Source organism: Nocardioides sp. GXQ0305 (genome assembly GCF_050880345.1).
In the GTDB taxonomy this organism is placed as follows: domain Bacteria; phylum Actinomycetota; class Actinomycetes; order Propionibacteriales; family Nocardioidaceae; genus Nocardioides.
In genome coordinates this window covers 26,900-52,885 of record NZ_JBNYXG010000004.1, presented here as the reverse complement: position 1 = coordinate 52,885, position 25,986 = coordinate 26,900, and the positions used below count along the sequence as shown (strand labels likewise).

Below are 25,986 nucleotides of genomic sequence, written 5' to 3'. Positions count from 1 at the left end.
GCCCGTAGGATCGGACCCCGGAGGGGGAGGCATGGGACTTCACGGCTCGATCCTGACCGTCGGCGACGTCGACGCAGCGTTGGGGTCGCACTGGGAGCAGCTCCCCGCCAGCCGCGGCCTGCAGGCCGACCTCTACGACTCCTACGCCTGGCACGCCGCCGCCTGGAGGGCCGAGCCCGGCCTGGCCCGCGCCACCCGGATCCCGGCGGTCCTCGACGACGCGGGCCGTCCGGTCGCGCTGCTGCCGGTGACCCGGCGCCCGTCGGGTGCGTGGCGGAGCCTGGGCGTGGACATCCGGCCGCGCAGCCGGGTCGTCACCCGCGGCGAGCAGCCGGACCCGGAGGGACTGGTCGCCCTCGCCGAGGCCCTGGCCCGCGGCGGGGCGCGGGCCCTGGCGCTGCACCGGCTGCCCAGCCGTGATCCGGCCACCGGGTCCCTGCTCGACGCCCTGCGACGCACCGGCTACGTCGTCACGAGCCGCGAGCGCTCCACGGACCGGCTGGCCCATCCCGCCGGGGACTGGGACGCGCACCGGCAGGAGTACCGCAGCTTCGCCAAGTACGCCGACCGGTTCAGCCGCCGGGTCTCGAAGACGTGGGACCTCACCATGGACACCTACGGCACCACGCCCGAGCTGGACGCGGCCACGGGGTTCGACCTGTACGCCGACCTGCAGGCCCGCAGCTGGAAGGGGCCGTTCGACCCGACGACCCGGCGCCGGCGCGCCGAGCTGGTGCGGCTCGCGGAGCTGCAGGGGACGGTGCGGATCTTCATCCTGCGGATCGCCGGGGTGCCGGTCGCCGGTCACGTGTGGTTCCGGACCGGCCCCGTCGCCACCTGGATGTCGACGGCGCACGACGGCAGCTTCGACGCCCTCAGTCCCGGCACGATCGCCCAGTGGTGGGCCCAGGAGCGCCTCTTCGCCGAGGAGCCGCCCGCGCTCCTGGACTACCTCCCGGGAGGGTCTCCGCAGAAGGACCGGCTCTCGCCGGACCGGCCGGCCCTGCTCGAGGTCGACGCGGTGCGCAGCAGCCCGGTCGCCGGCGTGGCCCTGCCGGTGCGGCGGGAGGCCAGGCGGGTGCTGCCCGCGGTCCGTGACCGCAGTCGGGCGCAGGTGCGTGAGTGGCGGTCCCGGCTGCCGCGCGCCGACTCCCGCCCGGTGAGGGTGCGCACGGTCCGACCGGCCCCGGGGGACGCCCCGACGTCCGCCTGGTCGCTGGACGTCGAGGACCCCGCCGTCCGGCGCTACCTCGCCGTCGCGTGCGGTGAGCCGAGCCCCGAGTCGATGGCCCGGGGCTGGGACGACGCCGACACCTGGTGGGGCCTGGGGCCCGAACCGGTCGCCTTCGTGCGACTCGGCGCGGACGACGGCGTCCGGGAGCTGGTGCGGCTGGGTGCCGGCCTCGACGACGGGGACGTGGTGCGAGCGCTCGCCGCCGCTGTGGGCCGCCCGGTGACCCTCCAGGTGCCGGACCGGACCGGTGAGCTGCGCGGACGTCCCGCCCGGGTGCACGAGCCGAGGCTGCCCTGGCCCGCCGACTGGACCCCGGCCACCCCCGGCCGACCGGCTTCCGACGCCTAGTGCCGACGCCGGTCGCGGCCCGCCCCGGCAGTAGGGTCGGCCGCATGGAGGCGGCACCGCTGCGCTCGGCCCGGCGGGTCGCGCTGCTCACCAATCCCACGGCCGGCAAGGGCCGGGGACGCCGCGCCGGGGACGTCGCCCTGCGCCGGCTCCGGGACGCCGGATTCGTGGTGTCCGACCTCCGGGGCAGCGACGCCGCCCACGGTCTGCAGCTGGCCCGGAAGGCGGTGGCCGACGGCGCCTGGGCGCTCGTCGTCGTGGGGGGCGACGGCATGGTCCACCTCGGCGCCCAGGCCGTGGCGGAGACCGGGGTCCACCTCGGCGTCGTCCCCGCCGGCACCGGCAACGACGTCGCCCGCTACCTCGACCTGCCCCGCCGCGACCCCGCTGCGGCCACCGACCGGGTCATCGCCTCCACCCCGCGGCGCATCGACGTCGCGCGCTGCGGCGCGACGTACTTCGTCACGGTGCTGGCCGCCGGGTTCGACGCCGTGGTCAACGAGCGTGCGAACGCGATGACCTGGCCCCGCGGCCAGATGCGCTACACCCTCGCCACCCTCGCCGAGCTGCGCACCTTCGAGCCGATCGGCTACACCCTCGAGCTCGACGGCCGGAGCCACCGGCTGGACGCCATGCTGGTGGCCGTCGGCAACGGCCCGTCGTTCGGGGGCGGGCTGCGGATCACCGAGGGCGCCGAGCTCGACGACGGGCTGATCGACGTGGTGGTGATCCGTCCGATGAGCAAGCCCGGCCTGGTCCGGGCCTACCCGAAGCTGTTCCGCGGCACCCACGTGACCCTGCCGCAGTACGAGCACCACCGGGTCCGGGAGGTCACCGTCGCGGCGCCCGGCATCGTGGCGTACGCCGACGGCGAGAGGGTCGGACCGCTGCCGCTGACCGTGAGCTGTGTCCCAGGAGGTCTCAGTGTCCTTGCCTGACCACCCGGTGTACGGCGACTTCGCCGGCCTCTACGCCTTCCCGCTCGACGACTTCCAGGTACGCGCCTGCCACGCGGTCGAGGAGGGCCGCGGCGTGCTGGTCGCCGCGCCGACGGGCTCGGGCAAGACGGTGGTGGGGGAGTTCGCGATCCACCTCGCCCTCGCCACCGGGCGCAAGTGCTTCTACACCACCCCGATCAAGGCGCTCTCCAACCAGAAGTACGCCGACCTGGTCGCCCGCTACGGCGAGGACCGGGTCGGCCTGCTCACCGGCGACCACACCGTCAACGGTGAGGCGCCGGTGGTCGTGATGACGACCGAGGTGCTGCGCAACATGCTGTACGCCGGCTCGCGGACGCTGCTGGGCCTCGGCTTCGTGGTCATGGACGAGGTGCACTACCTCGCCGACCGCGACCGCGGCGCGGTGTGGGAGGAGGTCATCATCCACCTCCCGGAGTCGGTGACGCTGGTGTCCCTGTCGGCGACCGTGTCCAACGCCGAGGAGTTCGGCGAGTGGCTGCAGACCGTCCGCGGCGAGGTCGACACCATCGTCGAGGAGCGCCGCCCGGTGCCGCTCTTCCAGCACGTCATGGTCGGCCGACGGCTGCACGACCTCTTCGCCTCCTCCGACGTCGACGCCGCGGCGGGCTTCGTCGGCGAGGGCGCGCCCGTCAACCGCGAGCTCGAGCGGGTGGCCCGCGACGACTGGGCCAGCAGCCGGCTGATGCGCGACCGGCGCTCGCCCCGCAAGGGTCGGCCGGGCTCCTCGAAGAACCCGCGCAGCGTCGGCAACGGCCGCCGGGTCTGGATCCCCAGCCGGGTCGAGGTGGTCGACCGCCTGGAGCGCGAGGGGCTGCTGCCGGCGATCGTGTTCGTCTTCAGCCGCGTGGGCTGTGACGCGGCCGTGACCCAGTGCCTGGCGGCCAACGTCCGGCTGACCACGCCGGAGGAGCGCGACACGATCTACGAGTTCGTCGAGGAGGCGTGTCGCCACCTGCCCGACGAGGACCGCCACGTGCTCGGCTACGACGACTTCCTGGACGGCCTGACCCGCGGCGTCGCCGCCCACCACGCGGGCATGCTCCCGGCGTTCAAGCAGGTCGTCGAGCAGCTGTTCGTGCGCAACCTCTGCAAGGTCGTCTTCGCCACCGAGACCCTCGCCCTCGGGATCAACATGCCCGCCCGCACCGTCGTCATCGAGAAGCTCACCAAGTGGAACGGCGAGAGCCACGCCGACCTGACGCCGGGGGAGTACACCCAGCTCACCGGCCGGGCCGGGCGCCGCGGCCTCGACGTCGAGGGGCACGCGGTCGTGCTGTGGCAGCCGGGCATGAACCCGCGGGAGGTCGCCGGCCTGGCCTCGACCCGGACCTACCCGCTCCGGTCCAGCTTCCGGCCCTCGTACAACATGGCCGCCAACCTGGTGCACCAGTTCGGCCGCGAGCGCTCCCGCGAGCTGCTCGAGCAGTCCTTCGCCCAGTTCCAGGCGGACAAGGGTGTGGTCGGGCTGGCCCGGCAGCTGCACAAGAGCGACGAGGCGCTCGCGGGCTACGCCGAGGCGGCGGCCTGCGACCGCGGCGACTTCATGGAGTACGCGCGGCTGCGGCGCGAGGTCGGTGAGCGCGAGAAGGCGGCCGCCAGGGAGCGCCGCGCCGACCGCCGCGCCGAGGTCGCCGCCTCGCTGCGCCGGCTCCGCACGGGCGACGTGATCGACGTCCCCGCCGGCAAGTTCGCCGGCTACGCCGTGGTGGTCGACCCCGGGACGGCGGGCGGCGACCACGAGCCGCGGCCGTACGTCGTCACCGCCGAGCGCCAGGCCCGGCGGCTCGCGATGGTCGACTTCCCGACGCCGGTCGAGGCGATGACGCGGATCAAGGTGCCGAAGTCGTTCAACGGCCGCAACCCGCAGATGCGGCGCGACCTGGCCTCCGCGCTGCGCACCCGCACCCACGGACTCGCCCCGCCCCCGCCACCGGGCAGGGGCGGTCGCCGCGGGGGCAGGGCCGAGGCAGGGAACGCCGGCACCGACGACCGGGTCGACGAGCTGCGGGCGCGGCTGCGCGCCCACCCCTGCCACGACTGCCCGGACCGGGAGGAGCACGCACGGTGGGCCGAGCGCTGGTCGAAGCTCGACCGCGACGCGGCGACGCTGCGGCGGCGGATCGAGCAACGCACCAACACCGTGGCGCGGCAGTTCGACCGGGTGTGCGACGTGCTGACGGCCCTGGGGTACCTCGAGGGCGACACCGTCACCGAGCGCGGTGCCCCGCTGCGCCGGCTCTGGTCGGACATGGACCTGCTCGCGGCGGAGTCGCTGCGCAGCGGACTGTGGGACGGACTCGGGACCGCCGACCTGGCCGCGGTGCTGTCGGTGCTGGTGTTCGAGGCCCGACGGCCCGACGACGCCTCCGCCCCGCGGCTGCCCGGCGGCGAGGTGCGCGACCGGATCGCCGGGACGGTGCGCCTGTGGGGCGAGCTCCAGGCGCTCGAGCGGGACCACCGGCTGGACTTCCTGCGCCAGCCCGATCTCGGCTTCGCGTGGGCCGCGCACCGCTGGGCCGAGGGCGAGGAGCTGGACCGGATCCTGGAGGTCACCGACCTGGCCGCGGGTGACTTCGTGCGGTGGACCAAGCAGCTGCTCGACCTCGCCGGCCAGGTCGCCGACGCCGCGGGTCCGGGCGAGCTCCGGGAGACCGCGCGCACGGTCTCCCGGCGCCTGAACCGCGGCGTGGTGGCCTACGCCTCGTTCACCGAGTAGCGAGGTCCGTCATCGGGCGCCGCGCGTCCGGCGGGCGAGCACGTCGAGCAGCTCGTAGTCCTCGGCGTACCAGTCGCGCAGGTTGGCCGTCGCCCGGTCGCTGAGCCGGCGGTCGACGGCGGCGGGGTTGCGATGGGCCGCGACGTCGTCGTGGGGGAGCGACGCGCTCACCTGCAGCACCGCGCACAGGGCCGCGAAGTCGGCGTCGAGCCGCGACTGGCTCAGCGCCGCGAGGATGTCGTCGCTGCGCTCGACGGCCGCAGCGGGTCTCACCCAGTGCGACTGGAGGTGGAAGTGGCGTACGGCGGACATCGCCGCGCGCGCCGCGTCCGCGGTCTCCCGGCGCGGGTCGCTCAGGGCCTCCGCCAGGTCGTTCGGGGTCGAGAAGCGCTCGAACACCGCGGCCTCGGCCTCGGTCCACTCGACGAGGTAGCGGGGCTGCCCCTTGCGCTGCCGGCTGTAGAAGCCGGACACGAACCGCGAGGCGGGGTCGCGCACCGCGAAGAACACCTTCTCGCCGCGGGGCACCTCGTCGAAGGTCAGGCCGTGGTAGGCCAGGTGCAGGCGGTAGGACCCGGAGAGCTCCTGCCCCACCAGGGCCGCCCGGATCGCGGTGCCGCCCGTCTTGGGCAGGTGCAGGAAGTGGGCCACGGGCTTGCGGCTCAGCCGGCGGCGAACGGCCCGCGCCACCCGCGCGGGCCGGACCCGGGTGGCACGTCCGTTCGGCATGGCCACAACCTAGTGGCTACCCCGGGCCGCGTCCGCGACGGCGTCGGGCACCGCGGTCGACCCGCCGACGACGTTCCACTGGTGACCGACGCTCGCGGGGTCCTGGAGCACGGCTGCCACCACCTCCGCGACGTCGGCGCGGGGGATGTCGCCCCTGCCGACCGTCGTACCGAGGCTGACCCGGCCGGTCCCGGGCTCGTCGGTGAGCCGGCCCGGCCGCAGGATGGTCCAGTCGAGTCCGCTGTCGCGCAGGGCGGCGTCCGCGTCACGCTTGGCCACGACGTACGCCTTCCACACCGGCGACGCGTCGTCGGCGACCGGTTCGTCGACGTCGATGGCGGAGACCTGCACGAAGCGACGGATGCCGGCGGCCCGGGCGGCCTCGATCGACTTCAGGGAGCCCTCGAGGTCGACGGTGCGCTTGCGGTCGATGTTGCCGTCCGGCCCGCCACCGGCCGCGAACACGACGGCGTCGCAGCCCTCGAAGGCAGCCGTGAAGCCCTCGACGTCGTCGCTCTCGATGTCGAGCATCCGGGTCTCGACGCCGGAGGCCTCCAGGGCGTCGGCCTGCTCCCGGCGCCGGACCAGCGCCAGCGGCTGGTGGCCGGCGCCGAGCAGCATGGGGTGCAGCTGGCGGGCGATCTGTCCGTGTCCTCCGACGATGGCGATGCGGGTCATGTCCCCACCGTACGAGGCCGTACCCGGCCCGCGTCGACGGCCGGTCGGAGGGACCCGAACCGGGCGGTCACGGCCCCGGCATGGACTACGCTGGCGACGGCGTGACCGGCACCCGAAACGAGAGCCCGAGGTCCAGTGACGGAGAGACAGCGGCTGCTCGTCGCAGGCATGCCGCGGACGGGCACGAGCTGGTTGGCCAGGGTGCTGTCGACCGCCGCCGGCTACACCTACTACCGCGAGCCCGACAACTTCGAGCACGTCGCGGAGGCACAGCGCTACTTCCAGTACCTCTACCTCCCGGAGGGGGCCGACGACGAGCACTACCGACGGCTGATGGAGCGGGCCCTGAAGGGGGAGGTCGCCACCAGGTTCACGATGGCGCAGAGCCCCGGGCCGATCCTGGAGAGGCTCCCGCGCCGCTGGCGGCACCTCGGGGACCGGTTCCCGGCGCTCTACCTGCGCCAACCCGGCATCCTGGTGAAGCTCGTCCACTCGAACCTGGCGCTCGACTGGCTCCACGAGCACTTCCCGGACGCCCGGCAGGTCTACCTGGTCCGGCACCCGTGCGGCCAGTTCGCGAGCTGGGCGCGCCTGGGGTGGACGCCGGAGCCCCGGATGCTGCTCGAGGACGACGCCCTCGTGCACGACCACCTCCGGCCGTACGCCGAGGTGATCCGCGCGGCCGACACGTTCTGGGAACGGGCCGGAGCCCTGTGGGGCGCGGTCAACCTGGTGGTGGCCAGGCAGCGGGAGATCCAGCCGCACGGAGCGCTGCTCCAGTTCGAGTGGCTGTGCGAGGACCCGCCCGCACGCTTCCGCACCGTGTTCGACCGGCTCGGCCTGTCGTGGACGCGGGCGACCGAGGAGTTCCTCTCGACGCACGACCAGCACGACAGCAGTCCCTACTCGATGCAACGGCGGTCGACCGACGAGATCAGCAAGTGGAAGGCCGAGCTGCCGCCCGCCAGCGTCGAGGAGTGCCGGCGCTTCGTGGAGCCGTTCGACCTGCCCTGGTTCCCCGACTTCGAGCCCCGTGCGTCCGACCCGCAGTGGTGAGCGGGCCGGTCCCTCAGTTGGTAGCATCGCCGGGCTCGTGACACGCGGTCGACCTGGGGGATCGATGCCGAACAGCCAGTGGGGTGCTGATCCCGTGCCCGCTCCCGGCGCACGCCAGGTCGTGTTCGTGGTGGGGCCGGGCCGCAGCGGGACCAGCGCCGTCACCGGGGTCCTCGAGCGGGTCGGGCTGCACGCACCCGGACCCCACGTGACGGCCGACGACACCAACCCGCTCGGCTTCGGCGAACCCCGCTGGGTGGTCGATCTGCACCGGCGCCTGCTCCGCCGGGCCCAGGTCCTGGTGGTCGACGCCCGCCCCGCGGCGTGGGCCCGGTGCCAGGAGGTCGGTGCACACCCGAAGGTCGGCGCCCGCATCGAGGCCTGGCTCGAGGAGCAGCTCGCGGCGCACCCGCGGCTGGTCGTCAAGGACCCCCGCCTCGCATGGTTCATCGACGCCTGGACCCCGGCTGCCGAGAGGTGCGGGGCTTCGGTGGCCTACCTGACCATGCTCCGCTCGCCGGTCGAGGTGCTCGGGAGCCGACAGCTGCACTACCGCAACGCCTTGCGCCCCATCAGCGGGATGGCCCAGTGGCTCAACCTGATGCTGGGCACCGAGCGGCTCACGCGAGGCAGCTCGCGGACCTGGGTGCCCTACCACGACCTGCTCGCCGATCCGGTGCGGGCAGTCCGGCGCGCGGGCGAGGCCCTGCACGTGGAGTCCGCGCGGTCCATGTCGCCGCGCGACGAGGCTGCCGTGCGCGGGTTCATCGACCCCTCGCTCCGCCGGTCGACGACCTCATGGGACTCCGTCGACGTGCCCCCCGACCTCGCGGCCCTCGCGCGGGAGACCTGGGAGGTCTTCTCCGGCCTCGCCCAGGCGCCGGACGACCACGGGGTGGTGGCTGCGCTCGAGAAGTGTTGGGACCGCTACGAGCGGATGTACTCCGAGGCGGAGGCGCTGACGATGTCGACGGCCATCGCGTGGCAGACCAAGGCGCTGGTGCGGAAGTCGCCGCGGGGCGTGGCCGCCGGCGTCCGACGCCGCGCCTCACGTCTGGCAGGCGGCCGGTCCACGGAGTCGCCCGGCTGACCGAGCTGGTCATGCACGGGGAGTGGTGCGGGTCAGATCGTCCAGACGCGGTGACGCCACGACGCCCGGACCCCTCCCCACAGCGCGGCCGCCCGGACCAGCCAGCGGCCCTGCCGCCACGAGCCCGGCATCAGCAGGTACGGAGCCCGGGTGACCAGCCACCACACGCGGCGCACGACCGAGGCGGCCGAGGTCCCGCGCGCTCCGTGCGCGCGGTGCTTGAGCACGAGGCTGGCGCGGGCCTCCGAGTACGCCGACACCTGCCGCATCGTGGCGCGCAGCGAGGTGCGCAGCCGGTAGTGCACGAGCGCGTCCGGCGCGAAGTCCAGCGTGGCCCCGGCGAGCTGGGCCCGCCACGCGAAGTCGGTGTCGTCGCCACCGGCGACCAGGTCCTCGTCCCACCCTCCGACGGCGTCGAGGACCCAGCGCCAGAGCGCGACGTTGCAGCCCTGCGCGAACGGCAGGAACCCCATGGCCATGGACAGGCTGTCCGTGCTCACGTCGCGCCACCGGACCGTCCGGGGCGGGTTGAGGCGCTCCAGCTCGAGGGACCCACCGAGCACGTCGGCCCCCGCGGCGGCCGCGACGTGGGCGCTCAGCCAGCCCGGGCTCACCTCGTCGTCGGCGTCGCAGATGGCGATCAGGTCCCCCTCCGCCGCCCGGCACCCCACGTTCCGTGCGTGGCTCACCCCCGGCCGGTCGTCGGCCGCGACGACGCGCACCGACAGCCGGGTCGTGAACGGCTCCACCGCTCCGGCCAGGTCGTCGGTCGACCCGTTGTCGGCCACGATCACCTCGTAGCGGCCGTCGTAGTCCTGCCCGCCCAGGGCCGTGAGCTGCTGGCCGATGACGTCGGCGGCGTTGCGTGCCGGGATCACCACGCTCACCAGCGTCGGCGGCCAGGGACGCGGCCCCCCCGTCATGCGCGACCCGGGAGGGACATCCGGGCCAGCCGCAGGACGCGGCCCCACATCTTGGGCTTCCGCGGCTGCAGGCGCAGCGCGGCCAGGGTGTGGCGGGTGGCGAGGCGGCGCTCGCCCAGGGTGTACGCCGCGAACCCGGCGATGGAGTGGTAGTCGGCCGACAGCTCGGGATCGCGGGCCATCCGGGCGGCGTGGCGCTCGAGCACGTAGCCCATCGAGTCCAGGCGGGCCGACGCGTAGGCGGAGACCCGCGCCTGGCTCCGGTCGTGGTGCTTCACCACCAGCAGCTCGGTGCTCCGGCGGGTCCGCTCGGGGGTCAGCCGGTCGGCGAGGCGCATCGCGAGCTCGTGGTGCTCGCCGTACCGGACCCGGACGTCGAACCCGCCGACGTCGAGCACCAGCGAACGGCGCACCGCGTAGGCGCCGGGGAGGAACAACGCCACCATGTCGTCGTAGACCGGGCCCATGGGGAACGGCCGGCGCTCCCGGGTCGGCCCGCCCTCGAGCAGCACCTTCATGCCGCACGTGGCCAGGTCGACCCGCTCGTCGTCGAGGGCCCCGAGCAGGAACTCGTGCCACCCCGGTGTGACCTCGTCGTCGCTGTCCAGGAACGTCACGAACGTCCCCGAGGCCGCCTCCAGGCCCGCGTTGCGCGCGACGGACGGTCCGCCGTTGGGCTGGCTGAGGACGGTGACCAGGGGTGAGTCCCAGGAGCGGACGACCTCGGCGGTGTCGTCGGTCGAGCCGTCGTCGACGACCACGACCTCCACGCCGGCGGCCACCGCGGGTCGCAGGCTGGCCAGGCACGCCGGCAGCGTCGCCGTGGCGTTGTAGGCGGCGATCACCACCGTCAGTGGCGTCGGCCCACGACCCATGAGACCCCCTCGTGCCCGAGTGACCGGCCGGTCACGGCGATGATTGTGGCATCCAGCGGGCGCTGTCCCCGATCACCTGCCCCGCAAGGTGGTCAGCAGCCGCTCGACGGGCCCCTCGAGGTTGAACTCCTCGGCGAGCGCGGCCAGCAGTTCGGGGTCGCGAGGCTCGCGCGGGAGCGTGGTGTCGGCCCCTCCGGCGTCGAGGTCGCGCACCACCGCCACCACCCGCGGCGCGACGGCGAGGTAGTCGGCGGCCGCGGCGATCCTGCTCCGCGGGTTGGGTCCGAGGTCGGAGTCGGGGTCGTCGGCCGCGGCGAGCAGGCCCGGCATGTCGCCGAACCGCTGCAGCAGGGTCGCCGCGGTCTTCTCCCCGATGCCCTTGACCCCGGGCAGCCCGTCGGAGGCGTCGCCGCGCAGGGTGGCGAAGTCGGCGTACTGGTGCGGCTCGACGTCGTACTTGTCGCGGACCACGTCGGCCGTCACCCGCTCGTGCTTGCTGACCCCCCGGGCGATGTAGAGCACCCGGACGGCGGCGTCGTCGTCGACCAGCTGGAACAGGTCGCGGTCCCCGGTGACGACGTCGACGGGCATCCCGGCGTCGGTCGCCAGGGTGCCGATCACGTCGTCGGCCTCGTACCCGTCGACTCCCACCACGGCGATGCCCACGGCGTCGAGCACGGCCCGGATCACCGGCACCTGCCGCTCCAGGGGGTCGGGGACCTCCTCGAGGTCCGGCTGGTCCTGTCGGACCGCGACCACCCGGTGGCCCTTGTAGGAGGGGATCAGGTCGACCCGCCACTGCGGCCGCCAGTCGTTGTCCCAGCAGCACACCAGGTGGCTCGGTGAGTACTCGCCGACCATCCGGCTGATGAAGTCGAGCAGGCCGCGGACGGCGTTCACCGGCGTGCCGTTGTCGGCCTTGATCTCCGGGACGCCGAAGAAGGCGCGGAAGTACATCGAGGCGGTGTCGAGGAGCATCAGGCGCGGGTTGTCGGCAGCCACGCGTGCATCCTGCCACCCGCCGCCCGTTCCGCCACTACGCTGTCGGCCGTGACCCAGGCACCGCTCGAGGACACCGACCGCCGCATCGTGGAGCTGCTGGCCGGCGACGGCCGGATGTCCTTCACCGACCTCGGCCGGGCCACCGGCCTGTCCACCTCGGCCGTCCACCAGCGCGTCAAGCGGCTCGAGCACCGGGGGATCATCACCGGGTACGCCGCCGCGCTCGACCACACCGAGCTCGGGCTGCCGATGACCGCCTTCATCTCGATCACCCCGATCGACCCGGCCGCGCCGGACGACTACCCGGACCGGGTGCGCGACATCGCCGAGATCGAGTCGTGCTGGTCGGTCGCGGGGGAGGAGTCCTACATCCTCAAGGTCCGGGTCGGGAACCCGGTCGACCTCGAGGACCTGCTGGCCCGGATCCGCGCCGCCGCGGGGGTGTCCACCCGGACGACCGTGGTGCTGTCGACGCCGTTCGAGAACCGGTCGGTGACGGGATGAGGGTCGTCGTGACGGGCGGCGCCGGGTTCATCGGTGCCAACCTGGCCCGGCTGCTGGTGGCCGACGGCGACGAGGTGGTCGTCGTCGACGACCTCTCCACCGGCTACGAGCACAACCTCGCCGACCTGGCCGTGGACCTCCGGGTCGGGACCATCCTCGACGACGACCTGCTCGACGCGGCGGTCGACGGGGCCGACGCGGTCGTCCACCTCGCCGCGGTTCCGTCGGTCCCGCGGTCGGTGGCCGACCCGCTCACGAGCCACATGGCGAACGCCACGGGCACGCTGAAGGTGCTCGACGCCGCCCGCCGGGCGGTCCGGCCCCCGCACGTCACGGTCGCCTCGTCCAGCTCGGTCTACGGCGCCAACCCCGAGCTGCCCAAGCACGAGGACCTGCGCTGCGTCCCGATGTCGCCGTACGCCGTCTCCAAGCTCGCCACGGAGTCCTACGCCACCGCCTTCGCCCACTGCTACGGGCTGGAGACGATGCCGTTCCGGTTCTTCAACGTCTTCGGCCCGCTGCAGGCGGCCGGGCACGCCTACGCCGCGGTGATCCCGCAGTTCGTCTCGGCGGCGCTCGAGGGACGGCCGCTGCCGCTGGACGGCGACGGCACCCAGTCGCGCGACTTCACCTACGTCGGCACGGTCGTCAGGGTGCTGGCGGACGCCGCCCGTCGCCGCGTCACCTCGCCGCAGCCGGTCAACCTCGCCTTCGGCGGCTCCACCACCCTGCAGGAGCTGATCGCGCTGATCGAGGAACGGCTCGGCCACCCCGTCGCGCTCGACCACCGGCCACCGCGGGCCGGCGACGTCCCCCACTCGCAGGCCGACCCGTCGCGGCTGCTCGCGGCGTTCCCGGACGTGACGCCGGTGCCGCTCGAGGAGGGGCTCGACGAGACGATCGCGTGGTTCGTTCAGGAGCGCGGGTGAAGCGGTCGGGCCGGCGACCCGACGACGACCTCCCCGGGCGCCACGTCGCGGGTGACGACGGCCCCGGCCCCGACGAACGCCCCCGCCCCGACCGTCAGCCCCTGGAGCACCACCGCGCCGCTGCCGACCGTGACGTCCTCCTCGAGGACCACCGAGCCGGAGACGTTGGCGCCCGGGTAGACGGTCGCGTAGTCGCGCAGCACCGCGTCGTGGCCCACGGTGGCGTTGTAGTGCACCTGGCAGTGCACGCCGAGGCTGACGCTGCTCGACACGTGGGCGCCGCCGAGCACCAGGCAGCCCTCACCGAGGGTGGTCTCGGGCGCCACGATCGCGCGGGGGTGCACCACGGTGGCCGGGGTGCCACCACGCTCGCCCAGTCCGGCCACGAGTCGCCGTCTGGCCCCGGGCGACGCGATCCCCACGACGTACGTCGTCGACGGCCCGACCTGGTCCGGCCCGGTCACCGGCAGCCCGCGCGCCGTCCCGCCGGCCAACCTGTCGTCGACGAAGCCGGTGACGGTCAGCCCCGCTGCCAGGCAGGCGTCGAGGGCCTCGCGGCCCACGCCGCCCGCTCCCACGATGATCACGGCGCCATCCTCGCGCATCGGGCGGCCCGGTGAGCCAGATCCTGCGGTCTCCGCTGGTCGGGGTGGTGCCGCTGGCCCTGCTCGGGGGCTGGGCGCTGTTCGTCCACCCGGCGGCGCCGGGGTCGACCAGCTGGGCCGTGTCGTGCGCGGTGGTCGCCGGGGGACTGCTGGCCGGAGTCGCGCTGGGACGCGTCCAGCCCGTGGTCCCGGGCCTGCTCGCCCTGGCCGTCGCGGTGGGCGCCGTGGTGCTGTCGGCACCGGAGTCGCTGTCCGGGAACCCCCTGGCTCCGCCGCTGGGGTACATGAACGCGAACGGCGCGATGCTGGTCGCCGGCGCCGGGGGCGCGGTGGTGGCCGCCGAGACCCGTCCCCGCTCCTGGCAGCTGGGGGCGTCCGTGATCGCGCTGCTGCTGGCGTGGGTGTGCCTCGCCGAGGGGGCCCAGACGGCCGCGGTGGCCTGCCTGCTCGTGGCGGTCTGGGGGCTGCTCCGGGACCTCGGCCCCACGGAGGTCTGGCTCGGCGCGGGCGCCCTCGTGGTCGCGCTCCCGCCGTTCCTCAGCGTGGCCTGGGCCTCCGGTGCGTGGGCGCCGCCGGGTGCGGTCGTGTCCGTCCTCTCCGAGGAGCGGTTGGACCTGTGGAGCGAGGCCTGGGGGCTGCTCGGCGACCACCCGGTCCGTGGCGTCGGCCCCGGCCGGTTCTCCCAGGAGAGCCCGACCGCGGCCGACCCCGACCTCGCGTGGGCGCACTCCGCCCTCCTGCAGACCGGCGCCGAGCTGGGGTGGGTGGGCGTGGTCCTGCTGCTGCTGGTCCTGGCGTGGGCGGTGGTCGCGCTCGGCCGCGACGCGATCCTGCTCGGCGCCCTCCTCCTGCCGGCGTCGGTCGACTACGTCCTGCACTTCGGCGCCGTGCTGCTGCTGTCGTCGCTGGTGCTCGGCGCGGCGGTGGACTCTGGCGGGCGGGGCCTCCGCCTCAGGGGCTGACCCGGTCCCAGAGGTCCCACTCGTGCAGGTCACGGCCGAGCAGCCGGGCGAGGGGCTCCCGCTCGGCGGCGTACTCGGCGGCGAGCCGCTCGACCACCTCCGGCTCGATCTCCGGGTAGGCCTCGACGTCCACCCGGTTGAAGCGGCCGATCGCCCGGCGCAGCGGCCCCGGGAGACGGCCGGAGAGGTCACGCACCCGCAGCGAGCGGAACTGCTGGTAGGCGTTGGCCTGTGCGCCGACGGCGTCGGGGACGGTGCCGGGGTCGACGCCGATGAACCCGGCCACCGCCCGGAAGACCTCGACGGGGGAGTCGCGCAGGTCCTCGAAGAGGTGGATCGAGACCGCCTCCCGCGGGAAGTGCGCGAACAGCCGCTCGAGCTGGCCGTGGTAGCGGCCCCGGTCGGCGTAGGAGAAGTACGCGCGCTCCAGCTCGCCGCCCCCGGCCAGCCGCTGCTCCTCGGCGTCGAGCGCCTCGGCGAACGAGAGCGACTCCTTGCCGCCGCTCAGGCGCTGGAGGTAGTGGGAGTGTGCCCGCGCGATGGGGTCACGGAGCAGGATCACGATCCTGGCCGACGGCACGTCCCGGGCCATCCGGCCGACGGCCTCGGGGTGGTAGAGGTAGTTGGGGGTCGCCTCACCGGTCGCGGCGCCGGGCTCCGCACCGGTGAAGTGCTCGGCGTACCAGTCCCAGCCGCGTTCGTAGTGCCGGTCGAAGAAGTGCACCTCCTTGGTGGAGGACATGTGCACCTGCGGGTGCAGCCGCAGCCACGACGTCAGCGCGGTGGTGCCCGAGCGCATCGCGCCGGCGATGATGAACGACGGGGGTGGCGCCTGTGGGTGCTCGGTCACGGGGTGCCCTCCTCGCTCTCGCGGGTCGGGAGGAAGCCCTGGTTGACCCCGCCCTCGCCGTAGATGCCGGTCGGACGGATCAGCCGCAGCACCGTCCGCCCGATGATCCGCGCGTCCAGGGCCAGCGAGCGGTGCTCGATGTACCAGAGGTCGAGCTCGATCCGCTCCGGCCACGAGATCGAGTTGCGGCCGTTGACCTGCGCCCAGCCGGTGAGGCCGGGCCGGATGGCGTGCCGGCCGTGCTGGCGGGGGGAGTAGTGCACGACCTGCTCGGGCAGGGTCGGCCGGGGACCGATCAGGCTCATGTCACCACGGGCCACGTTCCACAGCTGCGGCAGCTCGTCGAGGCTGAGGCCGCGCAGGGCCCGGCCGAGCGAGGTGTCCCGGTCGGCGTCGGGCTCGCCGGCCCACGCCTCGGGGCGCATGGTGCGGAACTTGACGATCTCGAACGGCACCTCGTCGCGGCCGATCCGGCGCTGCCGGAACAGCACCGGCGAGCCCAGCCGGGAGCGCACCAGCACTCCGACCACGGCCATCAGCGGGGCGAGCAGCACGCCGGCCACCCCGGCGACGACGAGGTCGACCAGGCGCCTCACGACGGCGCCTCCACCCAGCCGAGGCGCCGCCGCCGCGCCACGTCGGCGTACGTCGCCAGGGAGCGGGCCGCGACCCGGCGCTGGTCGAACTCCGCGTGCGCCCGCCGCTCGACGGCCTCGGCCAGCCGGAACCGCAGGCCGGAGTCGGTCACGAGCCGCTCGACCTGGGAGGTGAGCGCCGCCGCGTCCCCGGCAGGCGCGAGCAGGAGGTGGGTGCCGTGCTCGCCGATCTCGCGGCACCCCCGGATGTCGGAGAGCACCATCGCCACCCGGCACGCCGCCGCCTCCATGGCCGAGCGGCTGAAGCCCTCCCGGTAGGACGGGAGGACGAAGACGTCGAGGGCGCTGTAGATCGCGGGCATGTCACGTCGCTCGCCGAGGAACTGGACACTGTCGCCCGCGGCGGTCACGGCGTCGGGCTTGTCCGGGTCGTCCGGCCCCACCCAGCAGAAGACCACCCGGCCACCGTGCTCGGTGCCGAGCCGCTGCGCCATCTCCACGAACTCCCGGATCCCCTTCTCGGCCACCATCCGTCCGACACCGCCGACCAGCACGACGTCGTCGTCGACGCCGAGCTCGGACCGCACCCGGATCCGCCCCTGCATGGAGGGGCGGAACCTGCTCAGGTCGGTGCCGTTGCCGACGACCTCCGCCTTGCCGGCCCGGAGCCAGGGGGACAGGGTGGCCAGGTCGGTGGCGTTCTGGAACAGCTCGGCGTGGCTGAACCACGACGCCGCCACCTCGGCCGCCTGGACCGGCAGGCGTCGCCGCGCCGGGTCACCGGGAGCCGCCCAGATGCCGTGGCAGGTGTTGACCACGACCGGGACGCCCAGCAGCCGGCCGACGACCCGGCCGATGACGCCGGTCTTCGGGTTGTGGGTGTGGAGCACGTCGGGCCGGAGCCGGCGCAGCGCCCGCACCAGCTCGGCCGTGGCCCGCAGGTCGCGGCGCGGGTCCCAGCTCCGCGTCAGCGAGGGTAGCGGCACGTGCTCGACGCCCCGGGCGGTGACCTCCGGGACGTAGCGGCCGGGGGCCGACACGCCGTACGTCGCGAGGCCGGCCTCGACGTCCACGGTGAGCTCGGTGCCGAGCAGGAGCGCCAGGCTCATGTCGACGGTGGTGAGGTGGGCGACGCGCAGCCGTCGCCCGCCCGGTCCGCGCCACCGGGGGACCTCGACCCCTTCCGCCGTCGTCTCAGCCACGCATGCCCACCCCCTTCGCGGCGGCGACCACGCCGCCGTACAGGCGTTCCGGCAGCAGGTCCCCCCGCAGCTTGGCGCGGAAGAAGGGCAGCGGGTCGGTGCGCCGTACCGGCACCCGGGCCAGCCGCATCGGGTCGACCCCCTGCAGGTTGCGGCCCAGCTCGCCGGTCGCACAGCTCGCGAACCGTGCAGCGAGCTCCTGCTCCAGCCTGGGCACCGGGATCCCCCAGGTGTAGGCGAAGTGCCGGGGGACGACGCCCAGCTCCTGGTCGACAAGCTCGGTGCAGCGGTCGAGCTCGGCGGTGCTGAGCAGGTCCGGCGGGACGTGGGTGTGGGTGTGGTTCCCGATCGTGCACAGGCCGCTGCCGACCATCTCGCGGAGCTGCTCCCAGGTCAGCGCCGGCGCCCCCTGCTCGCGGGCCGTGGAGCCCTCCCACTGCATCCGGCCACCGACGTAGCCAGTCGTGAGGTAGATCGTGAAGGGCAGCCGTCGTTCGCGCAGCAGCGGCCAGGCGTGCTCGTGGACGTCGCCGAACCCGTCGTCGAACGTCAGCACCACGCGCGGCGCGGAGACGCCGTCGTGCACCCCCGCGACGGCGTCGTCCAGGGACACCACGTGGTGGTCGGCGAGCGCGTCCAGCTGGCCGCGGAACCGGTCGACGTCGACGTCGAGCTCGTCCCGGGATCCCCCACCGACGCGGTGGTAGATCAGGAGCGTGGCGCCGCTCGCCACCCCCGACGGAATCATCGCCAGCCCCCGCTTCAGTGCCTCCCGCACATGCACAGGGTAAGGCGTCTCCTCGCCCCGGTCCGTCGATTGCGCGGGACACTTCGGCAGCCTTACGCTCCGTGGACCGCGGTCCGGACGCAGGTGGGGGTGAGCCGAGTGAATGCCGCCGCACGCGTCGCCGACGCGGTCAGGGGCCGGGTCAGCGTCCAGCGCCGCGCCCGCATCGCCCGCCAGCGCGTCGCGCTCCGCAGGCCGACCGCCGGGCTGCGCGCGCTGCCCGACTTCCTCGTCATCGGCACGATGCGGGGTGGCAGCAGCTCCCTGTTCAGGTGGCTGTGCGCCCACCCCGACGTCGCCCGGCCGCTGCGCAAGGAGATCGAGTACTTCAACGTCCACCACGACCGTGGCGAGGGCTGGTACCGGCAGCACTTCCCGCTGCGGGCGCGCGGCGCGCTCGGCCGCGCGAGGCACCACCCGCTGCAGACGTTCGAGGCCACGCCGTGCTACCTGTTCCACCCCGAGGTGCCCCGGCGCGCGGCCGCCCTGCTCCCGGACGCGCGGCTCGTCGCCCTGCTCCGCGACCCGGTCGAGCGGGCCTACTCCCACTACCGGCACATGCGCCAGCTCGGCTTCGAGAAGCTGTCGTTCCCCGAGGCGGTGGCGGCCGAGGAGTCCCGGCTCGCACCGGAGCTCGAGCACATGCGGCAGGACCCCGGCTACTTCTCGCGGATCCACGCGCGCTTCTCCTACGTGTCCCGCGGCCGCTACGCCGAGCAGCTGGAGCGCTGGCTGGCGCACTACCCCCGGTCCCAGCTGCTCGTCGTCGAGAGCCGGGACCTCTACACCAGCCCGGCCGAGTGCTTGACCGGCATCACCCGGTTCCTGGGCCTGTCCGACTGGCTGCCGGAGGAGTTCCGCAACTACAGCAGGCCGCACACGGAGGTGACCCGGCCGATGGGTGACCCGGGGCTGCAGCGGGAGCTGTACGCCGCGTTCGAGGAGCCCGACCGTCGCCTCGCCGAGGTGTGGGGCCACGTCCCGAGCTGGCGCGACGGTGGCTGACCGGCTCCGGGGGACCGGGGACCGGCCCGCCGGGAGCCCGCGCATCCTGCAGCTGATCTCCCGCAACCAGCGACGCGGGGCCGAGTCGGCGGCGGTGATGCTGGCCGAGGCGTTGACCTGCCGTGGGTACTCGACCCGGCTGGTGGCCCTGGCCCAGGCGGACGAAGCGGTGCTGCCCGGCGTACCCGTGCTGGGCCGTCACACCCTCGGACCCCGGACCCTGCTCCGGCTGCGGGCCGAGGTCCGGGCCGCCGACGTGGTCATCGGGCACGGCTCACGCACGTTGCCGGCGATGGTGGCGGCCGCAGCCGGGCTGCGGCGCCGGCTCGTCTACCAGAACATCGGCGACCCGCTGTTCTGGGCAGGTGACCCGTGGCGGCGGCGCCGGGTGCGCTTCCTGCTCGCGCGGACCTCCGCGGTCGCCGCGCTGACCGAGCAGACGGCCGCCGTGCTGCACGACTACCTCGGGGTGCCGACCGATCGGCTGCACACGATCCGGAACATGCGTGACGGGCGCCGGTTCCGGCCGCCGACGGACGCGGAGCGGGACGAGGCCCGCGCCGCCTTCGGCCTGGCGCCGGACGACCGGGCCGTGGCCGTGGTCGGCGCGCTGTCCCCGGAGAAGCGGGTCGACCTGGCCCTCGACGCCGGCGCCCGCGTCCCGGGCGCGCTGGTGCTGGTGGCCGGGGACGGGCCGGAGCGCGCAGCCCTCGAGCGGCACGCGCAGCGGTCGGCCGGCAGGGTGCGGTTCCTCGGCAGCCTCGGCGACGTCGTCACCCTCCTGCACGCGAGCGACGTCGTCCTGATGACGAGCGAGAGCGAGGGCGTGCCGGGGGTCCTCGTCGAGGCGGGCCTGTGCGGGGTGCCGGCCGTGAGCACCGACGTGGGGTACGTCGCCGACGTCGTCGCCGACGGCGACACCGGCCTGCTGGTGGGGTCCGACGACGCGGCCGAGATCGGTGCCGCCGTGGTGAGCGTGCTCGCGGACGGCGACCGTATGGGAGCGGCCGCGCGGCGCCGGTGCGTCGAGCGCTTCGAGCTGTCGACGGTGCTGGAGGAGTGGACCCGGCTGCTCGGTCCTCCCGTCAGTGGCCGCCCTGCGCCACCATCGACCTGAACTCCTCGTGACCGGCGAGCAGCTCGTCGTAGGTGCCCTCCGCCGTCACGGTGCCGTGGCTGAGGTAGACGATCCGGTCGCACCGCTGCACCGTCGAGAGCCGGTGGGCGACCATGATGATCAGGCGGTCCTCCCGGAGCTCGGCGATCGCCCTCACGAGCGCGGCCTCGGTCTCGTTGTCCAGCGCCGAGGTGCCCTCGTCGAACACGATCAGCTCCGGCCGCAGGTAGAGGGCACGGGCGATCGCGATCCGCTGCCGCTGCCCGCCGGAGACCGCCAGGCCTCGCTCGCCCACCTCGGCGTCGAGCCCCTGGGGGTGCGCTGCCAGCATCGGCCCGAGCTGGGCGAGCTCGACCACCTCGCTGATCCGGTCCTCGTCGACCTCGTCGGGGGGCACGCCGAAGGCGATGTTGCTCCGGATGGAGCCGTCGAACATGGTGACGGACTGGGAGACCAGCCCGACGTGGGAGTACCAGGACTTCAGGTCGTCGGCGATGTCGGAGCGGACGCCGTCGACCACGGCCTCGACGTGGCCCTGCGTCGGCGCGAGCAGCCCGCAGACGATGTCGACGAGCGTGCTCTTGCCACTCCCGCTGCGCCCGCAGATCCCGATCGACTCGCCCCGCCGGAGCCCGAGGTCGATGCCTCGTACGGCGTGGCGGTCGTCGTCGCCGTAGGAGAACCAGACCGAGTCCACGTGGAGCGACTCGAGCCTGCCGACAGGCTCCTCGATCGCCCGCCGCTGGGAGCGCAGGTCGGGTGCGTGGTCCATGGTCACGTAGTCGTCGTAGAGGTGGTCGACGGCCGGGGCCGCGAAGCGGAAGTTGTTCAGCGACAGCACGATCCGCTGGAGCGACGGCTGCAGGCGGAAGCCGACGTACGCGAACAGGCCGACCACCGGCACGGGACCCGCGTCGCCGCCGCCGGTCAGCGCGGTCACGGCGACCAGGACCAGCAGCAGGAGGACCAGACTGGTCTCGATGATGGTGCGGGGGAGCACGAGGGTGGCTCCCTTGACGTACTGGGCGCGTGCGGCGCGCATCCGGGTCCTCGCGAACATGCGCACGAAGAACGGCTCGTTGCCGTGGAGCTTGATCTCGCGGATGCCGACCAGCGTCTGCTGCAGCTGGTGGAGGGTCTGCTTCGCCTCGTCCTGGCTGATCTGGCCGAGCCGCCGCAGCCGGGGCTGCAGCACCCGGAGCATCAGCAGGATCACCGGACCCAGGATGCCCAGCGCCAGCAGCGTCGCCCCGGGGGACATGGCCAGCATGAACGCCAGCAGCACCACCGTGGCGAGGAGGTCGGTCACCAGGGTGACCATGGGGATCATGACCGACCCCACCAGCACCTGGACCCCGTTGAAGGCGTTGCGGGTCAGCTCGGAGGTCTTGCGCCGGAGGTGGAACGCGTAGGACTCGTGGAGGTAGCCGTTGAGCATGGTCGCCGACAGCCTGGCGCCGGCCCGCCACAGGATCCGCTGCTGCACGTAGGTCTGCACGACCATCACCACGCCGCGCACCACGAAGAAGGCCGCCAGCATCGCGGCCGCCCACACCGTCTTGGCGTCGTTCGAACCTCCGGGGACGTAGCCCGAGACGTCGCCCACGACCGGCAGCCGGATCTCCCCGTTGCCGGTGGCGAGGCCGAGCACGACCACGATCAGCGCCGCGCCCAGCGTCTCGAGGGCGCTGCCGAAGATCGACAGGCCGACCAGCACGGCCATGCTGCGGCGGCGCACGCCGTCGGCCAGCACCCACGCCTTGGCCAGGGTCCCGCGACGCGAGGAGCGCCCGGGCTCGCGGGGGACGGCCTCGGAGGTGTCGAGGACGGCGTTCGCGTCCGCGGACGACGACACGGGCGACTCGGCCGTGGTCACGCCAGCCCCCACAGGTCGAACGACGGGCCGACGATGGTCCGCAGCCGCTGCAGGTCGGGGTGGAGCGCCTCGTGGATGCGCTCCCTGAGCTCGGGGGAGACCTCGGTCTGCGTGGGCCGCTGGGGACGCATCGTCCACGATCGCAGCGTGTGCTTGGCCGAGACCGGGATCCGCTCGAGCACCTGGGTCCGCGCCAGGGTCCCGCGTACGGCGGCCAGCGGTCCGGGCATCCGTCGGTGGGCGTCGCCGGGGTTGTGCATCTCGTCGAGGTCGGCCGGCGTGAAGCCGGGGTCGACGCCGAGGAACCCGTAGACCTCGGCCAGCAGCGACGACCGGTCCTCGCGGAGCCGGTCGGAGGACAGCACCAGGACCTGGTCGCGGTCGAAGTGGTCGAGGTAGGCGTCGAGCTGGGCGCCGTACCGGGCGGACTCGAGGTAGATCGGCTGCTCGAAGACGGCCTGGTCGATGCTCCGGAGGTCCGGCTTGCGGTCCAGCCGGTGCTGGTAGAGCGACCGGATCCGGGCAACGGGCTCACGCAGCAGGTACAGGATCTTCACGTCCGGGCACGCCGCGGCGATCCGCTCCGGCACCCCCGGGTGGAGGGCCGCCACCGAGTAGTTGGTCGACCCCTCCCCACAGACCTGCCCGGGGAGCGCGTCGTCGAAGAGCCGCTCGTAGGCGGCCAGCCCGTCGTCGTAGTGGTCGCTGAAGAACCGCGGCTCGCGGGGCTTGCAGAAGAAGATGTCGGGATGCTCCCAGAGGTACGCCGACAAGCTGGTGGTGCCACTCTTCATGGCCCCGATCAGGATGAAACCCGGCAACATCACGGCCCCCCTCAGCCATGGTCCGACGCACGGAGCGTACCCCGCACCGTGGCGCCACACCATCGGATCACGTGAGCTGGCCGAGGTCGTCGGCACCCAGCGCCGGCGCCGTCTCCCCCATGAGCGCGTGCACGCGGGTCCACTGGTCCGCGAGCCGGCTGCGCACCTCGGTCGGCAGCTCCTGCTGCCGGACTGCTGCGCCCTCCGCCTGCAGGGCGCTGGTGGAGCGACCGAGCAGCGCGCGGCCGGCCCGCCGCACCGGAGCAGGGAGGGTCTTGGCCCGGTCCAGCCAGCCCGACTCCCACAGCCGGAGGAGGAGCGGGTTGAAGGCCACCTTGCTGCGGGTCTCGTTGGAGCGCTCGGCGGTGCCGGCGACGTCGCGCAGCCCGAGGAAGTGCGTGACCCGCTGCCAGCCCGCCGACTCGGTCCCGGCCAGGTCGGCGAGCCGGACCAGCAGCACCGACCCACGTCCGTAGTGGTCCAGGAACGGCTCCAGCGCGTCGGCGTAGCAGGACATCGCGACGTACGGGTTCGCAGGGTCGGCCAGGGCGTCCGGCAGCGGACGCTGCTCGCGGGAGCGCTGCCGCTCGTGGAGGTAGTGGCTCCGGAGCCGCTCCTCGGGGTCCCGCACCAGGTAGATCAGCCTGGCTGCCGGGAGGGTGGCGTGCATCCGCTCGGCGACCCGGGCCGCGATCCGCGGGTCCGCGTACGACGCGGACGCCTCGCCGGTCGTCAGGTCCGGGTCGGTGCCGGCGAAGTAGGCGGCGTAGAAGCCCGTGCCCCGCGCGAACTCGGCGTCGTTCGAGAAGAAGTGCGGTTCCTTGGCCTCGGGGAGGTCGCAGTCGGGGTGGGTGCCGAGCCACCGGAAGAGCGAGGTGGTGCCGGCCTTCATGGCGCCGATGACCACGAAATCGGGAAGCCGCACGGACTCCGCCCCCGCCATCTCGCCCCCTGCCGACAGCTGTGCCGCCGGTCCGGCGACGGGGGGCAGGATACTCCACCGGAGCGCGCCCCTCGGGGCGATCGCTGTGCCACGATGGGCGCCGAGCACGCCCCCCAGGTGCGGCGTGGACGGCAAACGGTGAGGAAAGGGGGCCGACCGCGATGCTGCCGACGTTCCTGGTGATCGGTGCGGCGAAGTCGGGCACCTCGAGCCTCTTCTCCTACCTCCGTGGTCACCCGGAGGTCTTCGTGACCACGCCCAAGGAGCTGCACTTCTTCTCCCACGGCTGGCGCCGCGGACTGGGGTCCTACGAGGGCTACTTCGAGGGCAGCGAGGGCTACCGGGCCCGCGGCGAGGCGTCGACGAGCTACACCCAGGCCCCCCGGTTCGAGGGTGTGCCCGCCCGGATCGCCGAGGCGGTGCCCGACGTCCGGCTGGTCTACCTGATCCGGAACCCGGTCGAGCGGATCCGGTCGCAGTACGTCCACTACGTCGACCGGGGGCGCGAGGGCAGGCCGCTCGACGAGGCGGTGCGCGAGAACCCCGACTACCTCGACACCAGCCGGTACGCCTACCAGCTCGGTCTCTACCTCGAGCACTTCCGGCGCGACCAGGTACTGGTCCTGGCCAACGACCAGCTCCGCGACGCGCGGACCGACACCATGCGGGAGGTGTTCGGGTTCCTCGGGGTCGACCCGGACGCGCCGATCCGGCCGCTCGACCGCGAGCTCAACCGCTCGGCCAACAAGCGCCAGGCGCCGCCGCTGGTCGACTCGGGGCGTCGCCTGCTGCGCCGGACCCGCCTGGCCCGGCACGTGCCCCGATCGGTGCGCGCCCACGGGCTCCGGATCGTGAGCAGGCCGTTCCCCCAGGAGGTGGCGGAGGTGTCTCCCGAGCTGGAGGAGTGGATCTGGTCCGAGCTGGCCGACGACGTCGTCCGCCTGCGCGAGCTGGTCGGGCCCGACTTCGACCTCTGGGGGCGCGCGTGACCCAGCGGCGCCACGTGCTCTTCGTGGCCGGCCCGGCACCGCTGGGTGGATCCAACCGCAGCCTGGTCACCCTCCTCGAGGGACTCGAGGGGCACGTCACCAGGGTCCTCGTCGCCCCCGGGCACGGGGGGTTCGTGTCCACCGTGCGCGACCGGGGTGCCGCGGACGCCTACGTCGACCTCCCGCGGCTGCGGCGGAGCGAGGGGAGCCTGGTCACCCCGATGCGGCGGGCGGTCCGCGTGCTCGCCTCGGCACGCGTCGCGCTGACGGCGGTGCGGTACCGACGGCAGCTGCTCACGATCCACGCCAACGCCACGACCGGCCTGAACCTCGCCCTGCCCGCGGCGCTGCTGACCCGCACGCCCGTCACCGTCTGGGTGCACGACCCCGTGGGCTCGGAGTGGGGGCGTCGCCTCGGACCGGTGTGGCGGCGACTCCTCCCGGAGGTCACCTGGGCCGCGGTCTCGGACACCGCGACCCAGGTGGCGGTCGACAACGGCCTGTGCCGGGCCTCGGACGTCGAGATCGTGCCGAACCCGATCGATCCCGCCGACGTGGTCGCCCCGGAGCGCCGGGACAACGCGCGCGTGACGGTCGGCTACCTGAGCCCGCCGACCTGGCGCAAGGGCTTCGACCTGCTCCCCGACATCGTGGGACCGCTGGCGGACCTCCCGATCGAGTGGAAGCTCTTCACCAACCGCAACCCCTCCGACTTCAACGCGCCGGTGTGGGACCGGCTCGACCGGATGCCGCACGTGACGCAGACGCAGTCGCACTCCGACGTGCGGCGGGTCTACGCGCAGTGCGACATCGTGCTCGTCCCGTCACGCCAGGAGTCCTTCTCGCGGATCACCGCCGAGGCGATGCTGAACGGGATCCCGGTCGTCGCGACCGACCTGCAACCCATCCACGACATGTTGCGGACGGGGGCCGGAACCGTCTTCCCCGTCGGGGACGCCGCCGCTGCGGCCGCGGCGGTGCGCCGCTTCGCCGTGGACCCCGCGCTGCGGCGTACCGCAGGCGAGGAGGGCGCCCGCCGGGCACAGCGGTTCTCGCCGGCGTCGGTGACCCGACAGATGCTGCGCCTGTACGGCGTCCCTGCGACCTAGCACCCGGCGGCACCCGGCGGCACCCGGCGGCACCCGGCGAGCGCCTCCCGACGCCGG

25 protein-coding genes are annotated in these 25,986 nt (G+C 74.0%); 12 read left to right on the top strand and 13 right to left on the bottom strand.

The features are described from left to right. Positions 1-31 precede the first annotated feature (31 nt). Genes ACQ1X7_RS11785 through ACQ1X7_RS11775 form a run of 3 tightly spaced genes read left to right on the top strand, consistent with a single transcriptional unit; the run spans position 32 to position 5,278 of the window. Entirely contained in the window at positions 32-1,582 is a 1,551-nt protein-coding gene (locus tag ACQ1X7_RS11785; RefSeq protein ID WP_432478393.1) for a GNAT family N-acetyltransferase, read from the top strand. A gap of 44 nt (positions 1,583-1,626) precedes the next feature. Continuing rightward, complete coding sequence (locus ACQ1X7_RS11780) at positions 1,627-2,520, top strand: diacylglycerol/lipid kinase family protein (RefSeq protein ID WP_432478392.1); 894 nt, start codon at positions 1,627-1,629, stop codon at positions 2,518-2,520. Further along, positions 2,507-5,278 (top strand): DEAD/DEAH box helicase, encoded by a 2,772-nt coding sequence (locus tag ACQ1X7_RS11775; protein WP_432478391.1) that lies wholly within the window; start codon positions 2,507-2,509, stop codon positions 5,276-5,278. Before ACQ1X7_RS11780 ends, ACQ1X7_RS11775 begins: the two co-directional genes overlap by 14 nt. Before the next feature lie 9 nt (positions 5,279-5,287). On the opposite strand, the gene ACQ1X7_RS11770 is transcribed toward ACQ1X7_RS11775, so the two are convergent. Continuing rightward, complete coding sequence (locus ACQ1X7_RS11770; RefSeq protein ID WP_432478390.1) at positions 5,288-6,007, bottom strand: hypothetical protein; 720 nt, start codon at positions 6,005-6,007, stop codon at positions 5,288-5,290. A 9-nt stretch (positions 6,008-6,016) separates the two neighbouring features. Next, positions 6,017-6,685 carry an SDR family oxidoreductase gene (locus ACQ1X7_RS11765; protein WP_432478389.1) on the bottom strand — a complete coding sequence of 223 codons (669 nt, stop codon included), beginning with the start codon at positions 6,683-6,685 and terminating at the stop codon, positions 6,017-6,019. A 168-nt stretch (positions 6,686-6,853) separates the two neighbouring features. On the opposite strand from ACQ1X7_RS11765, the gene ACQ1X7_RS11760 reads away from it, so the two are divergent. Both ACQ1X7_RS11760 and ACQ1X7_RS11755 read left to right on the top strand, forming a co-directional pair. After that, entirely contained in the window at positions 6,854-7,741 is an 888-nt protein-coding gene (locus tag ACQ1X7_RS11760; protein ID WP_432478388.1) for a sulfotransferase, read from the top strand. Between the two features lie 64 nt (positions 7,742-7,805). Next, complete coding sequence (locus ACQ1X7_RS11755) at positions 7,806-8,831, top strand: sulfotransferase family protein (RefSeq protein WP_432478387.1); 1,026 nt, start codon at positions 7,806-7,808, stop codon at positions 8,829-8,831. Between the two features lie 32 nt (positions 8,832-8,863). Here the strand turns inward: ACQ1X7_RS11755 and ACQ1X7_RS11750 are convergent, their stop codons facing one another. From ACQ1X7_RS11750 to ACQ1X7_RS11740, 3 genes are all read right to left on the bottom strand, one after another. Further along, on the bottom strand, positions 8,864-9,754 hold the full coding sequence (locus ACQ1X7_RS11750) for a glycosyltransferase (protein ID WP_432478386.1): 891 nt from the start codon (positions 9,752-9,754) through the stop codon (positions 8,864-8,866). After that, positions 9,751-10,629 carry a glycosyltransferase family 2 protein gene (locus ACQ1X7_RS11745; protein ID WP_432478385.1) on the bottom strand — a complete coding sequence of 293 codons (879 nt, stop codon included), beginning with the start codon at positions 10,627-10,629 and terminating at the stop codon, positions 9,751-9,753. Before ACQ1X7_RS11745 ends, ACQ1X7_RS11750 begins: the two co-directional genes overlap by 4 nt. A gap of 72 nt (positions 10,630-10,701) precedes the next feature. Next, positions 10,702-11,631, bottom strand: a complete 930-nt coding sequence (locus ACQ1X7_RS11740) for a 5'-3' exonuclease (RefSeq protein WP_432478384.1) — start codon at positions 11,629-11,631, stop codon at positions 10,702-10,704. Positions 11,632-11,679: 48 nt separating this feature from the next. On the opposite strand from ACQ1X7_RS11740, the gene ACQ1X7_RS11735 reads away from it, so the two are divergent. Together ACQ1X7_RS11735 and ACQ1X7_RS11730 are read left to right on the top strand one after the other, a co-directional pair. Beyond that, entirely contained in the window at positions 11,680-12,135 is a 456-nt protein-coding gene (locus ACQ1X7_RS11735; protein WP_432478383.1) for an Lrp/AsnC family transcriptional regulator, read from the top strand. Then, entirely contained in the window at positions 12,132-13,064 is a 933-nt protein-coding gene (locus ACQ1X7_RS11730; protein WP_432478382.1) for an NAD-dependent epimerase/dehydratase family protein, read from the top strand. Before ACQ1X7_RS11735 ends, ACQ1X7_RS11730 begins: the two co-directional genes overlap by 4 nt. On the opposite strand, the gene ACQ1X7_RS11725 is transcribed toward ACQ1X7_RS11730, so the two are convergent. After that, positions 13,049-13,651, bottom strand: coding sequence for a NeuD/PglB/VioB family sugar acetyltransferase (locus ACQ1X7_RS11725; protein ID WP_432478381.1), 603 nt, complete (start codon positions 13,649-13,651; stop codon positions 13,049-13,051). The genes ACQ1X7_RS11730 and ACQ1X7_RS11725 overlap by 16 nt on opposite strands. 29 nt (positions 13,652-13,680) lie before the next feature. Here ACQ1X7_RS11725 and ACQ1X7_RS11720 point away from each other — a divergent pair, with 29 nt between their 5' ends. After that, positions 13,681-14,631: an O-antigen ligase family protein gene (locus tag ACQ1X7_RS11720; protein ID WP_432478380.1), complete on the top strand. Its 951-nt coding sequence runs from the start codon at positions 13,681-13,683 to the stop codon at positions 14,629-14,631. Here the strand turns inward: ACQ1X7_RS11720 and ACQ1X7_RS11715 are convergent. The 4 genes from ACQ1X7_RS11715 to ACQ1X7_RS11700 are packed head-to-tail and all read right to left on the bottom strand — an operon-like array spanning position 14,621 to position 18,057. Then, positions 14,621-15,481 carry a sulfotransferase family protein gene (locus ACQ1X7_RS11715; protein WP_432478379.1) on the bottom strand — a complete coding sequence of 287 codons (861 nt, stop codon included), beginning with the start codon at positions 15,479-15,481 and terminating at the stop codon, positions 14,621-14,623. The genes ACQ1X7_RS11720 and ACQ1X7_RS11715 overlap by 11 nt on opposite strands. Next, positions 15,478-16,077, bottom strand: a complete 600-nt coding sequence (locus tag ACQ1X7_RS11710; protein WP_432478378.1) for a sugar transferase — start codon at positions 16,075-16,077, stop codon at positions 15,478-15,480. The genes ACQ1X7_RS11715 and ACQ1X7_RS11710 overlap by 4 nt, the downstream gene beginning before the upstream one ends. Further along, positions 16,074-17,279, bottom strand: a complete 1,206-nt coding sequence (locus ACQ1X7_RS11705; RefSeq protein ID WP_432478377.1) for a glycosyltransferase family 4 protein — start codon at positions 17,277-17,279, stop codon at positions 16,074-16,076. The genes ACQ1X7_RS11710 and ACQ1X7_RS11705 overlap by 4 nt, the downstream gene beginning before the upstream one ends. Next, on the bottom strand, positions 17,272-18,057 hold the full coding sequence (locus ACQ1X7_RS11700; RefSeq protein ID WP_432478376.1) for a polysaccharide deacetylase family protein: 786 nt from the start codon (positions 18,055-18,057) through the stop codon (positions 17,272-17,274). Before ACQ1X7_RS11700 ends, ACQ1X7_RS11705 begins: the two co-directional genes overlap by 8 nt. A 99-nt stretch (positions 18,058-18,156) precedes the next feature. Between ACQ1X7_RS11700 and ACQ1X7_RS11695 the strand changes: the two genes are divergently transcribed. Together ACQ1X7_RS11695 and ACQ1X7_RS11690 are read left to right on the top strand one after the other, a co-directional pair. After that, entirely contained in the window at positions 18,157-19,071 is a 915-nt protein-coding gene (locus ACQ1X7_RS11695; protein WP_432478375.1) for a sulfotransferase domain-containing protein, read from the top strand. Beyond that, complete coding sequence (locus tag ACQ1X7_RS11690; protein ID WP_432478374.1) at positions 19,064-20,188, top strand: glycosyltransferase family 4 protein; 1,125 nt, start codon at positions 19,064-19,066, stop codon at positions 20,186-20,188. Before ACQ1X7_RS11695 ends, ACQ1X7_RS11690 begins: the two co-directional genes overlap by 8 nt. Here the strand turns inward: ACQ1X7_RS11690 and ACQ1X7_RS11685 are convergent. The 3 genes from ACQ1X7_RS11685 to ACQ1X7_RS11675 form a co-directional block, all read right to left on the bottom strand. After that, positions 20,157-22,064: an ABC transporter ATP-binding protein gene (locus tag ACQ1X7_RS11685; RefSeq protein ID WP_432478373.1), complete on the bottom strand. Its 1,908-nt coding sequence runs from the start codon at positions 22,062-22,064 to the stop codon at positions 20,157-20,159. The two genes, ACQ1X7_RS11690 and ACQ1X7_RS11685, sit on opposite strands and share 32 nt — an antisense overlap. Further along, positions 22,061-22,888 (bottom strand): sulfotransferase domain-containing protein, encoded by an 828-nt coding sequence (locus tag ACQ1X7_RS11680; protein ID WP_432478372.1) that lies wholly within the window; start codon positions 22,886-22,888, stop codon positions 22,061-22,063. Before ACQ1X7_RS11680 ends, ACQ1X7_RS11685 begins: the two co-directional genes overlap by 4 nt. Before the next feature lie 67 nt (positions 22,889-22,955). Further along, a complete protein-coding gene (locus ACQ1X7_RS11675; RefSeq protein WP_432478371.1) occupies positions 22,956-23,813 on the bottom strand; it encodes a sulfotransferase domain-containing protein in 858 nt (285 codons plus the stop codon). 179 nt (positions 23,814-23,992) lie between these two features. Here ACQ1X7_RS11675 and ACQ1X7_RS11670 point away from each other — a divergent pair, with 179 nt between their 5' ends. Continuing rightward, positions 23,993-24,820, top strand: a complete 828-nt coding sequence (locus ACQ1X7_RS11670) for a sulfotransferase (RefSeq protein ID WP_432478370.1) — start codon at positions 23,993-23,995, stop codon at positions 24,818-24,820. Beyond that, positions 24,817-25,929: a glycosyltransferase family 4 protein gene (locus tag ACQ1X7_RS11665; RefSeq protein ID WP_432478369.1), complete on the top strand. Its 1,113-nt coding sequence runs from the start codon at positions 24,817-24,819 to the stop codon at positions 25,927-25,929. The genes ACQ1X7_RS11670 and ACQ1X7_RS11665 overlap by 4 nt, the downstream gene beginning before the upstream one ends. Positions 25,930-25,986: the final 57 nt, after the last annotated feature.

Bases quoted from the DNA above. Each gene is read 5' to 3' on its own strand.
- ACQ1X7_RS11760 (WP_432478388.1), top strand. From the start codon at position 6,854: ATGCCGCGGACGGGCACGAGCTGGTTGGCCAGGGTGCTGTCGACCGCC.
- ACQ1X7_RS11730 (WP_432478382.1), top strand. From the start codon at position 12,132: ATGAGGGTCGTCGTGACGGGCGGCGCCGGGTTCATCGGTGCCAACCTG.
- ACQ1X7_RS11670 (WP_432478370.1), top strand. From the start codon at position 23,993: ATGCTGCCGACGTTCCTGGTGATCGGTGCGGCGAAGTCGGGCACCTCG.
- ACQ1X7_RS11750 (WP_432478386.1), bottom strand. From the start codon at position 9,754: ATGACGGGGGGGCCGCGTCCCTGGCCGCCGACGCTGGTGAGCGTGGTG.
- ACQ1X7_RS11755 (WP_432478387.1), top strand. From the start codon at position 7,806: ATGCCGAACAGCCAGTGGGGTGCTGATCCCGTGCCCGCTCCCGGCGCA.
- ACQ1X7_RS11785 (WP_432478393.1), top strand. From the start codon at position 32: ATGGGACTTCACGGCTCGATCCTGACCGTCGGCGACGTCGACGCAGCG.
- ACQ1X7_RS11680 (WP_432478372.1), bottom strand. From the start codon at position 22,888: ATGTTGCCGGGTTTCATCCTGATCGGGGCCATGAAGAGTGGCACCACC.
- ACQ1X7_RS11780 (WP_432478392.1), top strand. From the start codon at position 1,627: ATGGAGGCGGCACCGCTGCGCTCGGCCCGGCGGGTCGCGCTGCTCACC.
- ACQ1X7_RS11770 (WP_432478390.1), bottom strand. From the start codon at position 6,007: ATGCCGAACGGACGTGCCACCCGGGTCCGGCCCGCGCGGGTGGCGCGG.
- ACQ1X7_RS11745 (WP_432478385.1), bottom strand. From the start codon at position 10,629: ATGGGTCGTGGGCCGACGCCACTGACGGTGGTGATCGCCGCCTACAAC.
- ACQ1X7_RS11765 (WP_432478389.1), bottom strand. From the start codon at position 6,685: ATGACCCGCATCGCCATCGTCGGAGGACACGGACAGATCGCCCGCCAG.